The organism is Dyadobacter sp. 676, from assembly GCF_040448675.1.
In the GTDB taxonomy this organism is placed as follows: domain Bacteria; phylum Bacteroidota; class Bacteroidia; order Cytophagales; family Spirosomataceae; genus Dyadobacter.
In genome coordinates this window covers 5,469,145-5,482,346 of the sequence record NZ_CP159289.1, presented here as the reverse complement: position 1 = coordinate 5,482,346, position 13,202 = coordinate 5,469,145, and the positions used below count along the sequence as shown (strand labels likewise).

Genomic DNA, 13,202 nt, shown 5'->3' with positions numbered 1-13,202 from the left:
CGCTTTTTTGGAACCACCTCACCACCACTTTCCCGGTTCGTCCTTATCTTCCAATAGATAAGGATCAATCATACGGCCCATTGCCTTTGTAGGCTTCACAACCTCCAAAGCCGGCCAAACCCGCCGACATGTTTAACGACACCAATATTTAATCACCAATCCACTAATTACTATGAACAAGAATGAATGGACATATTCGGACGATTATCCCGGGCGCGTTGAAGGTAAGATTTTATTTTATCGATAAATGTGTCGTGTCTTACATCGCGATTAAGGGCACGACATCCACATTGAAACAGCCTTTCGAGTTCAATCAATCGCGATGGCATTCCAAAATGCGGATGTTTACAGGTGAAGGATCAGAAAAGCAAAACGCGAAGCTCGCTGAAATCGAGAACCGGTACGCAAAAATCTACCGCGACCTCTGGCCACACGGTCCTGTAACGCCGGCAGAGTTAATAACAGCATATTTACAGGAGTTTTCTGGAAAGATCAAGCAGGAAAAGGTGCCGAGCCGAAAAGAGGCACCGATACTCGCCGAAATTGAAGCTTTGAAACGGGATAAGCCCGTCAATTTAAGAAGACGCATTGCCCTTTACGAAGAAAGGCTCGACGCGTTAACAGATCGCTTGGCTAAGCTGAAACGGAAGGGCGAATTTCAGGACATCGAAGGCCTATTGGAGAATACGGTGCAACAGACCACCTCATTCCGTGGCAGATTGACCAGTAATCCACATTCTTCGATTTTGTGTAACTCACTGACGAAAGAAAGATTTGGTGGTCAATCTTGACCGAATGATCTGGTCAGCTCAAATTGAAATGGGGTGGTCACTGGCACCGTAATTTTCAGCAGGTTACCGGATCGAACCGATACAGCACTTTGTTCGTACCGAATGCATAGATCATGCCATCGGTAGAATTGAACGACCAATCGTTTAATTCGGTTGGTGTGGTGGGGATCGATACCGCGGTCAGATCGCTGGTTGAGCCAGGGTTGTTCTACAATTTGCTGACTGCGAGATGTAGCGGAGCTATAGAGCCACTACACTTAACCGGATTCTCCAGCTTGAGCTGACCACTTTACTTCACATAAGCAGTTTTGTCGTCGCTACAAATGGTCGCCGACCTTCTTCATTTTTTTCAAAAGTTCTACCAGGTTCCGTACGTTCATCTTGTCGAAAATCCTTGCTTTGTAGGTGCTGACTGTCGAGGGGGCTAAATTCAGTTCGCCGCCAATTTCCTTGACAGTGTGGCCGTCCACGAGCATTTTTGCAATCTTCACCTCTTTTGCCGTCAAATCGGCCGCCCCATGGTGAGCCGCTTTACTGTGCTCGACCAGCCGGTCCAGCATCAGTTGCTGCACTTTGGAACTGATGTATTTGCCGCCGTTTATCACAGTGTTAAATGCATTCTTGCATTCCTCGGCTGACGAATGCTTCGAAAGAAATCCGTCAGCTCCCAACTTAATGGACTTAACCGCATACAATTCTTCGTCGTACCCCGAAAAAACCAGGATTTTGGCATGAGGTTGTTTTTGCCGAACGCTGGCGATGATTTCAAGCTTATCGCCGCCCGGGATGTTGATATCCAGTGTAATCAGCTCAAAAGTCTGCGACGCAATCATGGTTTGCGCCTGCGCGAAATGGGATGTAGATTGAATATCAACGTCCGGGATCAGTGTCTGGAGGTACATTTCGGTGCCAGTCCGTACAACGGGGTGGTCTTCGATGATAAGTACTTTTTTCATAGAGGAAAAGGAAAAACGACAACCCAAATGTAACGCTATCCTAATTCCTGACGATAGTTACATTAGTGATTTTTGTGGCTGAATAGCCTAATCAAATTGTAGAATTTTTTCAGTTGATGGTCATAAAAAAATCAATTTATTTCCACGTAAAACTACAATCTACTTTGTATTAAGAATCTACTTTTGGCTGCATAGTTCAGCAGGCATGTGAACCCTCCCCATATGCCGGCTTCTTTAACCACCAGTTATGCTTGAATGTTCAGGAGACGCGAACTGTCGCATCTCCACACACGCTGTGCACACACATCAATTGTTCCATTAACCGCCTAACCCCGACAGACGCCTATGATTCCACCTTGTCAATGACAGTTCTATCCTCTCTACTTCATGTTATTAAATAATCTTTTATGAAACGACTATTTACCAGAATAGCCCTTGCCGCGGTCTTGCTAGGCGCTGTAAGGGCGAATGCACAGTTGACGGGTAGCAAATCCGTCGGAGCAGGGGGGCGACTATCCGACCCTTGCCGCAGCCGTAGCCGATCTCAACGCCCAGGGGGTAGGTTCGGGTGGCGTGACCTTCAATGTACTGGGCGGACACACCGAAACGGTGGCTAATGGCAACACTACGCCAAACCCCGATGTTCCCGCAGGGCTTCTGATTAACAGGGGGAGGGACGGCAGCGAACCCGGTTGTTATCCGCTGGGACGGTAACGGCGCCAAACCTACGTTTACCGCCGGTAACGGTATCGGCAACTTCGACTTCGTTATCGGAATCGCCGGGCAGGATTACATTACGATCGACGGTCTTAAAATTGTCGAAAACGCAGCCCATACCACCAACGCGGCACGGGCTGAACTGGGTATCGCACTGTTTAAGGAACGTTACAGTACCTCGCTGGGCAACAATGGCTGCCAATTCGTCACGATCAAAAACTGTGAAATCCAGTTGACCCGCCAGCCCAATTACCACCAGATGATCGGTTATATCCATTACAATCACCAGAGTGCGGGTATCGACCTGAACCATTTTACCAGTACCCATCAGGGGAGCAACAGCGGTTCGTATTACTGGACGTACAGTAACCCGACACAAGGCATCAAATCTGCGGCCGATGTACACAGCAATATTACGATCGTGGGTAACACCATCGACAATTGCTTCTTCGGTATCAGGGTCACGGACGGCTATCTTATCAGCGGTGCCAATGCTTTTGCCGGCACAGGGCTCGTCATCGGGCGAGCGGGGGAAGGTAACACGATTACCAATTTCGGTCCGGCTTCGGGCGTTGCGTATGGCGGCACTTACCACGCGGCCGTGGCGGGCATTTCGGTGGGCGGCCAAAAAGATTTTTCCATCGAGCACAACAACGTTAGTGGCGCAACCGGGGGAACTATCAGTGACAACCTCAGAAGCATTGCGGGTATCTGGGCTGGTATGTCCACGGGTGGTGGCTTCGCCTTGCCACGCACCGCTACGGGGCTGTTCAGGATCAATAATAATACAATCAGTAATATAGATCTGACCACCAACACGACTGCCTCGTTGAAATATGCCTTCGGGATTATTTTTGCTGCCAACGACGATGCCACCGAGCGCGCCAAACCTGCCGGGAACATCGAAATCAATAACAACAATATTTCCAACCTGAAAGGTCGGACCGGGGATGTGGTTGGAATTAACTCGTACTGGTATGCCGACGCCCCGACAGTGACATTGAATACATGGCGGCGTGAAGGTTTCCAGAATGGCAATAACGTGTCCATTACGGGCAATACCATCACAGGCCTTTCAAGGCTCAGCCATGTGAGGAGCGGTCTGCTGAGCGCCATCAACTGGAAGCATTCGAGCAAGAATCTTTATATCAACGGCAACAACATCTCGAATTTTGTCCTGGGAAATACAACCAACACACCAATCGCACTGACCGCCGGCATGCATTTGATTTACACCTATTCTTACCTGAACCTGGTAACGCGGGATTTGCTGGAAATCAAAAACAACAACATTACCAACAACGATATCCTTGCGCCTGCCGGCGCCAGAAACCCTGTCTCCGCATCGATGATATTTGCCCAGAGCGGTGGTATCAGCTCGATCGTACAAAGCAATACCATTTCGGGCAACGAGCTTTACAATGCGGCGAACAGCAACTCGGTTTTCCACACCGACCTGATCCGTGTGCAGGGAAAACCACGCACCGGTCCGAGCACTGTTACCATTGACAATAACCAATTAACCGACAACGTGCGTACCGGCCTGTATGCGTCGAGTGGCTATGGCTACCAGGCCCAGTTCCGTGGCATTGTGGCCGATTATACCGGAGCCTTGCAGACCAAGATTATTTCGAATAACCTCATTGAAAACATGTCGCAAACGGCCAATGCCGCCAACCATGCTTATAGTTATTCAATGATCAGGGGCATTTACACCAAAGGAAGCTACACGATCGGGCACAACGTTTCCATATTCAAAAATACGATTCGCAACCTGTCGGGTATGGTGGCCGCTTCGAGCAAATTGATCGGAATTTACGATAATGTTTATGACAAATATCCGCTGGCCGGTATTGCCGCCGAATATTACAACAAGCTCGATATTTATGGTAATAATATCACCAATCTGGATGCAGGCACGTTATCGACGGGTTACCAGGCGGATGGCAACTATGCGACCGGACCGGTCGGCATCACTACATTTAGTCCGTATGTAGATTACAACACCACCCAGAACATTTACAACAACTTTATCAGTGAGTTGAAAGCGCCCGCAATGCGCAGCAGGTTGGCGATCAATGGGATTATTATTTCCGGCTCGATCTTCCGTTCCAATATTTATCACAACACCATCGTACTGGGAGCCGCGGACGGCGGTTCGGCCGGTGCCCTGACAAGCACCGCCACATCATTTGGTGTGACAGGGATCCTCATCGCCTCTTATTACTACAACACCAAAACCTATCTGACGGATTACCGTAACAACATCGTGCATGTAAATGCGATCGCCAAAGGTACCGCAGCCAACATGGCCGTACGTAATTTCAGTGTGACCGCCGCTAAAAAGGTACCGTTGGGAACGGCTAAAACAAGTAGCGGCAATGTGTATTTCGTCAATGCAGCTCCGGCCAACTACATTTACGGCCAGGGCAGCGTCTACAATGCCGCAGGCACAGGTGGCATCCGGAACAGCTTTGCCTTCGGTGGTGCAACCGCCAATGCGGCCAATTATCTGGTCAATGACCCCGATTTCAATATTGCCTGCGGTATTTACAAAACGTTTATGGCAGGGGCCGACAAGGAAAGTTACGCAGAACTGGATCCTGTCAATAATACGACGCCAAAACCATCCCCGTTTGTCAACAGCGGAAGCGCTCCCGACAATCTTAAAATAACATCCGGCGCGACGTCCGCTGTATTTAATGCTAAATATATCGGCACTCCGGTAAATGTGAATCAGGATTATTTCGGGGTTGGCAGGGGTACCGGCAAAGTGACGGCAGGTGCTCATGAAACCAGCGGCATTATAGCACCGTACATCGCAGGGGTTATTGCATTCGACTACAAGCCTATCAATGACAGTATTTGTGGTGGTAACAAACCATTGAAAGTGACTATCACACCACCCGATGGCCAAATGATAGCTACCGGAGCCAAGGCGCCGCGTTTGTATTACCGCAGGGTATATAACAACGCTGCCTACGCTGCTGTCGACGCCAATGTAATGCCTGCCAATGCGGCCGCGAATTCGGCTTCGGGCCCAAGCGGCTGGCGGTGGGTTAACCCGACCGGCAACAATGGCAATGACTACGATTTTACGATCGATCTGAGCATTCTGCGCTCGGCCACGGTGACCAATCCTGTTTATACCATCGAGTATTTTGTTATTGCAGAAACGTCCGACGGGACTGTATGCAGCTGGACCAGCGGCGATTGGAGTGCCAATGTCGCCAGTACCTGCCCTGGTACCGTGGAGCTGGAATCCTACCCGGTCCCGCCCGTGCCGCTTGATCCGTTGGCGACCACACTCGACGACAACTCCGTACAGGACAACTACACCATATTCCGGGGTCAGGACCTGAACCGCGGTATCGAATTGGTTAATAACGGAAGCTCCGTCAAATATTTTGGTACCGGCGCACCCACTCCGAACACCGCTGCGGCGACGACCTGCATCGGAGGCGAAATCAAAGCGATCGCTCATTACTATGTGAATGCAACAGGCGACTATGCAGTGGGCAGCCAATGGCAGTTTCAGGTAGCCAACGACGCGGCATTTACCAACGGCTTGGAAACCTTCAACCAGGGCGACAGCATCTTTACCTACACCATGGCGGCGGCAGGAACCAAATATGTACGTGCATTCATGGTTTGCGGCGGCACGCCGGTGCCTAATACCAACACCGCGTACGCCTCTGTGACAGCAAGTGAAACACCGGTTAACACCAGCGCGATTGCGGATAAGAACAGTTGTGTGGGTGTGGCGCAGTCTTCGACATTGACGAGCACGGCTAACCCTGCCAACATGGGCCGTTTCTACTGGCTCACCAGCCCCAAATCGAAAGTGTTCAATGTTGCGCCTGTGAATAACACAACCGGCACTGCGACATTGAATGTAACTCCCGATACCACCGCTCACAGCGGCCAATGGAAAAGCTACGTCACCAGCAGTACAGCCAGTGTATTGGGTGACCAGGGATACAGAACATCGCAACTCGATGGTACCGAAAGCGGTAAATTTGATATTGGCAGCGGTGTAAAATTGAGTGTCAATAGCTTTGTCAAGCTCAATTCCGTCAAAATCAAAGACGTAGACGATGAAGACAATACGCCATCTCATGACGACTTCTTTATCCGATTGTATTCTGCTGACGGGTTCCTGCTTTACTCATTCACCAACACGGCCAACATCGCTGATGGCGCTACCATTACCGCGACATTGCCTAACTGGTACATTGCGCCGGGTGAGTATTTGCTGGTGCTCGAAGTGGCAGACCCTTCTGCGACGTTTACGAACTCACTTGCCTTTGCCACGCCGGATTTCCCCATCAGCTCGCCTGCTACCACTACGCCTGCTTTCCAGGTAACGGGCGGCGTGAGCGACCTGGCTTATGACAGCGAATCGGGAATGTTTAGTTATAGTGAGACAACCGACTACAATTACTTCTTTGACCTCAATGTGAACAGCTATTGTACCAGCAACCCGACGACATTTAACTGGACCATCAATCCGGCGTCGTGCTGCGCATCGAGCCCGTTGGCCGGCGTGATCGCAGACGGAACTGTTAGCGCCGAGTTGGCAACGAACAATTGCAAGTTCATCAATGGCTGGTATTATTACTTCGATCCTGCGGCCCCTTCCAAACTTCTGGCGGCCGTAGATCCGAACGGAAATACGTTTAACCCGGCCAGTGTGGTGATTTACAACACCGGCACAAGCAGCGATGCCGATCACCTCGAAACCGACGGTTCGACCAAAACGGCAGAAGTAATGCCCTATATGCTGCAAATAGTACAGGATGGAACGCTGAGCACCAACGGCGGCGTCAAGGTGAGAATGTTCTACCCCGCGGCCCAAAAAGCGATCATCGATGCGTACCCATACAAGACCTGGTTCAAGCTGAGCGGTTCCAAACAGGACGTGCTGGATAACCTGACTGTCGATGATGTCGTTGGAAAGGACAGCCTTGTGGCGTCCTCGACCGGCCTGGAAAACGGTATCCCGTACGTGCAGTTCGACGGCATACAGATTTTCTCTACATTCGGATTCCTCGGTAGCAAAACCAACCCGCTTCCTGTAACGCTGGTTTCGTTTAAAGTTTCGAAAGAGGGAAGCACCGCATCGCTGAACTGGCAGACCACCGAAGAAACCAATAGCAAGGTGTTTGAGGTGCAGCGCAGTGCCGACGGTAAGAAATGGACGGCAATCGGTACACGCCAGGCAAAAGGCGAAAGCAATGTACTCGTCACATATAGCTTCACCGATGATCGTCCACTTGGAGGCCGGAGTTTCTATCGCCTCAAAATGATTGATTTTGATGATACTTTCACGTATAGCCGTATCCAGAGCATCAACTTCGCGGATGAGATTTCTATCGAAATTTATCCGAATCCGGCTGCCGAAAAAGTGAACATCAAGGCGAATGATCTTTCGGGAATCAGTCAGGTTGAGATCGTCGCTGCGAGCGGTGTCAAGGTCTATCAGTCCGACAAGGTTCTGTCCGGATCAATCGATGTGAAGCATCTTCCGGCGGGGATGTACCTGCTGGTCCTGAAAGGTATAGACGGCACCAGGAGTACGCATAAGCTCGTTATCCGTAGATAATACCTGTTTAAAGTGAATCGAAAAGCGCCTTCAAAACTGAGGGCGCTTTTTTTGTGAACCGGGATTATGAAATAGCCAATGCTAAGTAAGGCATGGGCGGCGCCTAAATTTCAAGGCGAAAAACAGCACCATCCTGGTTCCCTGCCTGTATGTTTACGTTGATCAGCTTAGCAACTTCTTTTACGATCGTCAGTCCGAACCCACCCGACACCGAGTTGTTGAACGGAGTTTCGTGGCTGATCTTTTTGTTGAACCATGACAAAATATCCTCCGACAATCCCGGACCATTATCGGCGATGAAAATATACATCCGTTCTTCGACCATTTTTCCATATATCCGGATTTCACCCCGGTAACAATATTTGAGCGCATTATCCAGCAAGTTGTGGATAATCACCGAGAGCAGTTGCGGATTTGACGTTACTATTAAACGAGCCGGCAGTTGGTTCAGCACCCGGTTTTCATATAACCTGGCGACGTTTTCAAACAGCTTTACCTTGCTTTCGATCAATTCGCCTAAATCGAAATCCTCGATTTTTATTTTTTCATCGTAAACCGTCGTCCGGGCGTATTGCAGCAGGTTTTCTATGAAGATCAACAATTGGGAAGTGGTTTGCTCGATCGCGTCGCCGATCCGTGAACTCAGATCATACCTTCGCTGGGTGTTCAATTCCTTGATATTGCCGGCGGTGATCAGGATCGATTTCAAGGGTGCCCGTACGTCATGTGTAATAGCAGCCATCAGCCGCGCCTGAATATGTAATTGCCTGCTCAGCTCCATCTGGCTGTCTTCAAGGCTGGCGGTCCTTTCGGCTACCGACCTTTCAAGCTGGGCGTTTTGTTTCTTCACGTTCATCGTCCTCCATTTAACATAGAAGTAAACGCCGATCAAAAAAAGCAGGAAAGCCAAAACGCTGAACCACATTGTTTGATACCATTTAAGCGGCACGATGATATGGATCGTCTTTTCCGTGAAATGGCCGGTGCCAAAGCCGGAAAGTTTACGAATAGTGAGCTTGTAATCATTGCCCGCAAGACGGTTGAAAGATAGCACACCGCTCGGGGGTACCCGCAACCACGAACCCGGCTGTTGATCCGATGACAGCTGATAAAACATGTTCAGGTTTTCCGGGTTGCCAAAATGAGGAGTAAGCACTTTCATGCTCAAAATTTCGAAATCGGCATCGAGGATTATCGTGTCGCTTGCCGGTACACTCCGGCCATTGTACTCGACCTGATCGATTAGCAGCGGCCGGTCGGGCGTGTTGGTGGGTGTCCGTTCCGGGTGAAACAAAACTAGTCCGTTTATGGAAGGCAGGGATACCCTGCCATCCGGAAGCCTTAAAGCACAAGGCTGGCAACCGCCATTGAACTCATTGGAGAGAAATCCCGCTTTCTGGTCGTAATACTCATAGTAAATCTGTTGCTGCATCCCGTTCGCATAGGAGAGCAGGTCTTTTCTGAGTACCCTGAACAGTCCGCTGTTGGTGGTAATCCAGAAAAAATCATTGCGATCATGAACGATGCAATGCGCTGTTTTGAGATATAGCCGGCGGTCGGGCGGGAACCACGTTAACTGACCATTACGGTAAAGGAAAAAGCCGTTTTCATAGGTGGTGCCCCACAACTCCGCCGATCGGCCTTCCGCGGCACCCGTTCCGACAACAAGAAGGGACCGTACATTTATCCCTTCGGTGCCGCGTATCCTTTGGGCCGCCTTTCCATCCGTTCGCATCTGATAAAGGCCATTTTTGGTCGCAATCCACAAGGCCGCCTTATCCGGTCCCTTTGCCGGGACAATGTAATTGATACAGGCATAGGGATCGCGCAGATCGTATTCTTTAACAGCACTTTCGCTGGTGGTCACCCTGCGAACAATTCCCAGGTCGTTTCCGAGCCAGTAAGTGCCGGAGTCCGCTTGAAAGACGGTGATAGTATTTCCTGAAATTGGCCATTTACGTATCAGTTTTTTTCCGTCATGTGAAAACAAATACAGGAATCTATTTTTCCAGGACCATATTTGGCCGTCTTTGGCAACAAATGCTGACGCTTTGTAAAACTGTTTCCCGAGAGGAAGTACCCTTTTTTCTCCGTTGAAAACATCGAAGGCCTCGCCGGACCCATTAATAATATATCGGCCGCAAAAAAAACTCTGCTCGTAAAAAGCATTGCCTTCGCTGCCTTGTAGGACCGAAAAATGCTTTCTATGAAACACGAAAAGACCTTCTGTGAGGCTTCCCAGCATTATCATGCCGTTTTTTGGATCATAATAGGAACTAACGACACGCCTCTTGTTCAGATCGAATCCTTCCAATAGATATTTTGACGTAAATTGGTTGGGGGACGTTAGGGTTAGGCCGTACAGCTTACCTCCAAAATAGAGCATCGGATGGTTTGACGATCCATTCCACAAGATTTCAAAACCCGATTTCAACTTTCTGAAGTCTTCATTCCGAAGTATATCGCCCACGACTTCTACATCTTCCGTTTTATCATGGGAAATCCGTGTAATCTTTCCGTTCTCCCGGTGCCAGTGGAACAACTTGTCATCGATATAAAAATAGGTAAGCGGGTTACGCACCTTATACACGACCCTGTATTTTAACCGGTCGCCCTCGTAGCAGGTAACCGACGTAGTGTCACAAACAAAGAACGACCCGGGGCGACCGGCAACTATCAAATCCTGCCAGTCATAGTCATATAGAGGCCTGCCCGAACCATCGTTGCTCTGCAGTGCACGACGCGATGTCAAACCGATTCGCTTCAACATGCCTCGCCATTCTGAAACGTATTGGGTATCGACCTCGGCACGCCCGTTTTCGATCAATATCCCCTGGTTATCTTCGTTTCTAAAATACAGCTGTCCATTGAAGATGCTTTTCTGACTCTGGAAAAAGCGGTTTGCCGAGATATTCAGGTTGTTCTTGTTAAAAACGGTCATATCCTTACCGTCGAACCTTACCAAACCACTTTCCGTAGCCAGCCAGGCAAATCCCATCTCGTCAGCCGCTATGGCTTTTACACTATTTTGGGGAAGTCCGTTTTCAGCGGTAAAATGTTGAAAACTGTAATTGGGGGAATAGAAGTCAATCTGCTGGGCGAATAAACTTCGTGACGGGCATATTAGAAGGTTCAGGAAAAATAGACATGCAAAACTGGAAGCACATCTTTTTGAAGCAAAACGAACAATCGATAGCAAAACGGAATACAAGGAAAGTTCTATTATGTAAACATAATATTTAACTTGTTAATGTAGAAATATTACCTCGCATTTGTTCGATAATTGCCAGAGTACACAAACTGGTGGCGTGCAGCCGGAAAACACGTCCGGTAAAATAGCTGAAAATACGGTGGCACTGACCACCTTAGTCCATGGCAGATTGACCACCGGTTAAGATTCGCGCAATCTCGTGTAATCTACTGATAAGAGATGTATATAGTGGTTTGTTGAGGCCGAAATGACTTGGTCAACCTGAATTGAAATCAGATGGTCAGTTTCGCCGTAATTTCCAGCCAGGGGCACCGGGCATATGGCACAGGATATAGGAATTGCAATGGGCGAAAACCGTATCGCAATGCTAAGACCATGCCATCGTGTGATGAAATCGACAGGGGAGCTTGGGCACTATCACTGGGGGGGCGAAGCGAAGACAAGTGATGATTCTCAGGGAAGCGAATTTGTAGAGGCTCGGAAGCTTGCATACCTTATAATTGCCGGATTTTGTAATTTACAAGTAACACTTGGGGCAGAACATAAGTTGAGGAGGCTACTGGCGGCGGCACAAGTAACTGGCCGAGGTTATCGAATTTCACAATCCTGAGCCGGCTCCCTGCATCCGCTCACAGAATTGCTTTAGCTCGAAATCTCTGAGAAAAAGAAAAAAATCTGTAAGTTTATTGATCATTCTCGCTCAGTGATGTCAAGCCACTTTCAGACGACGTACTTTGCCCGGGAACACTGGCTAGGAATATCCAAAAAGGATCAACAAAAAAATCCAAAGAACTTGCATGTCTTGCTACGATCTTATACCAGGATAGAAAATATAACCCGTTGTGCGGTTGAAATTTGGCATAAAAAAGGATTGTGCATTTTCCTGAATTCAGTAAGTTAATAAGGGTACCAAACCGTATTAACGATGCACAATCTTAGAGCCAATTTCAGCAAATTTCTTGCGATTGCCAAAACAGTTTTTCGGGACGAAATAGACGTCGAGGGTAATTTTAAATTCTATCCAAATAAACCAAAGATGTCTGATATACAAGTGATTGCCTTATCTTGTTTGGCCGAATCTTTGTCCATAGACTGCTGCGGCGGACCGCTCGGAGAATTGGTTGTTCGGAAAGCTTCGCGCTGGGTATCCCAGAATGTTTCCCAACCTGATTCACAGGACAACGTATAACAGGAGACGACGCAGGCTTTCTGAGAAGACAGCCCAATTGTCAAAGCTAGTCTGCTTAAAATTTTCTGGACAAGACAGCGAGTATGTAATTGATTCAATTCCTATCCCTATTTGTCAAAAACCTCGAATTCAGCGCCTTAAAATATGCCGTGACGATGAATTAGTCCTACCTTCTACTGCCTGGCATGCAAGTCATAAGAGCTACTACCACGGTTTCAAAATGCACCTGGTAATTTCCAAAAGTGGCTTTCCGTTTGCCACCGGCATGACCACGGCGAGTATGCATGACTCTCAATACATTCCGTTTTTAAAACATGATAATCTACCTGAATGTGAGCTTCTTGCGGATCGCGGTTACATTTCAGCTGGCCAGCAGCTTGCGTTGTTCCAACAAGCAGGCGTGAAGATAATAACCCCGTTAAAAGCCAATATGAAAATCGAAAATCTGTGGAATTACCGGCGTCGGAAAACACGTAAAATTATAGAAACTCTTTTCTCTCAACTCTGCGATCAACAACTGATTAAGCGGAACTACGCCAAAACCTCGGAAGGGCTATTTACCAGGATTGTAGCCAAAATAGCTTCCGTTTCCATACTGAAAGCAATCAAGTTACTGGCCAGTAAGCCGCTAGGGCAAATTAAACATGCGCTCCTTCGTTAACCGCACAACGGGTAAAATATACTACCAGGCAAATGGGCAAGAAACAATTGTAGTAGTTGTTGATCAAATATT

General features: G+C 48.5%; 6 protein-coding genes and 1 pseudogene. 4 read left to right on the top strand and 3 right to left on the bottom strand.

Annotated elements, in window-relative coordinates:
- Positions 1–254 precede the first annotated feature (254 nt).
- Complete coding sequence (locus ABV298_RS24360; protein WP_353718749.1) at positions 255–791, top strand: hypothetical protein; 537 nt, start codon at positions 255–257, stop codon at positions 789–791.
- A gap of 317 nt (positions 792–1,108) precedes the next feature.
- Here the strand turns inward: ABV298_RS24360 and ABV298_RS24355 are convergent, their stop codons facing one another.
- Complete coding sequence (locus ABV298_RS24355; protein ID WP_353718748.1) at positions 1,109–1,747, bottom strand: response regulator transcription factor; 639 nt, start codon at positions 1,745–1,747, stop codon at positions 1,109–1,111.
- A gap of 661 nt (positions 1,748–2,408) precedes the next feature.
- Positions 2,409–2,741, bottom strand: coding sequence for a hypothetical protein (locus ABV298_RS24350; protein WP_353718747.1), 333 nt, complete (start codon positions 2,739–2,741; stop codon positions 2,409–2,411).
- On the opposite strand from ABV298_RS24350, the gene ABV298_RS24345 reads away from it, so the two are divergent.
- The gene (locus ABV298_RS24345; protein ID WP_353718746.1) at positions 2,724–8,069 is read left to right on the top strand and encodes a T9SS type A sorting domain-containing protein; all 5,346 of its coding nucleotides are present in this window, start codon (positions 2,724–2,726) and stop codon (positions 8,067–8,069) included. The two genes, ABV298_RS24350 and ABV298_RS24345, sit on opposite strands and share 18 nt — an antisense overlap.
- A gap of 103 nt (positions 8,070–8,172) precedes the next feature.
- On the opposite strand, the gene ABV298_RS24340 is transcribed toward ABV298_RS24345, so the two are convergent.
- The gene (locus ABV298_RS24340; protein WP_353718745.1) at positions 8,173–11,067 is read right to left on the bottom strand and encodes an ATP-binding protein; all 2,895 of its coding nucleotides are present in this window, start codon (positions 11,065–11,067) and stop codon (positions 8,173–8,175) included.
- 532 nt (positions 11,068–11,599) lie between these two features.
- Here ABV298_RS24340 and ABV298_RS24335 point away from each other — a divergent pair.
- On the top strand, positions 11,600–11,890 hold the full coding sequence (locus ABV298_RS24335; RefSeq protein WP_353718744.1) for an MGMT family protein: 291 nt from the start codon (positions 11,600–11,602) through the stop codon (positions 11,888–11,890).
- A gap of 508 nt (positions 11,891–12,398) precedes the next feature.
- Positions 12,399–13,130 (top strand): annotated as a pseudogene (locus ABV298_RS24330) (IS982 family transposase); the annotation flags it as partial.
- Positions 13,131–13,202 lie beyond the last annotated feature (72 nt).

What these genes read in the sequence shown, in the direction of transcription:
- ABV298_RS24345 (WP_353718746.1), top strand. Translation starts at nt 2,724, where the DNA reads ATGATCGGTTATATCCATTACAATCACCAGAGTGCGGGTATCGACCTG.
- ABV298_RS24350 (WP_353718747.1), bottom strand. Translation starts at nt 2,741, where the DNA reads ATGGATATAACCGATCATCTGGTGGTAATTGGGCTGGCGGGTCAACTG.
- ABV298_RS24335 (WP_353718744.1), top strand. Translation starts at nt 11,600, where the DNA reads ATGGCACAGGATATAGGAATTGCAATGGGCGAAAACCGTATCGCAATG.
- ABV298_RS24355 (WP_353718748.1), bottom strand. Translation starts at nt 1,747, where the DNA reads ATGAAAAAAGTACTTATCATCGAAGACCACCCCGTTGTACGGACTGGC.
- ABV298_RS24340 (WP_353718745.1), bottom strand. Translation starts at nt 11,067, where the DNA reads ATGGGATTTGCCTGGCTGGCTACGGAAAGTGGTTTGGTAAGGTTCGAC.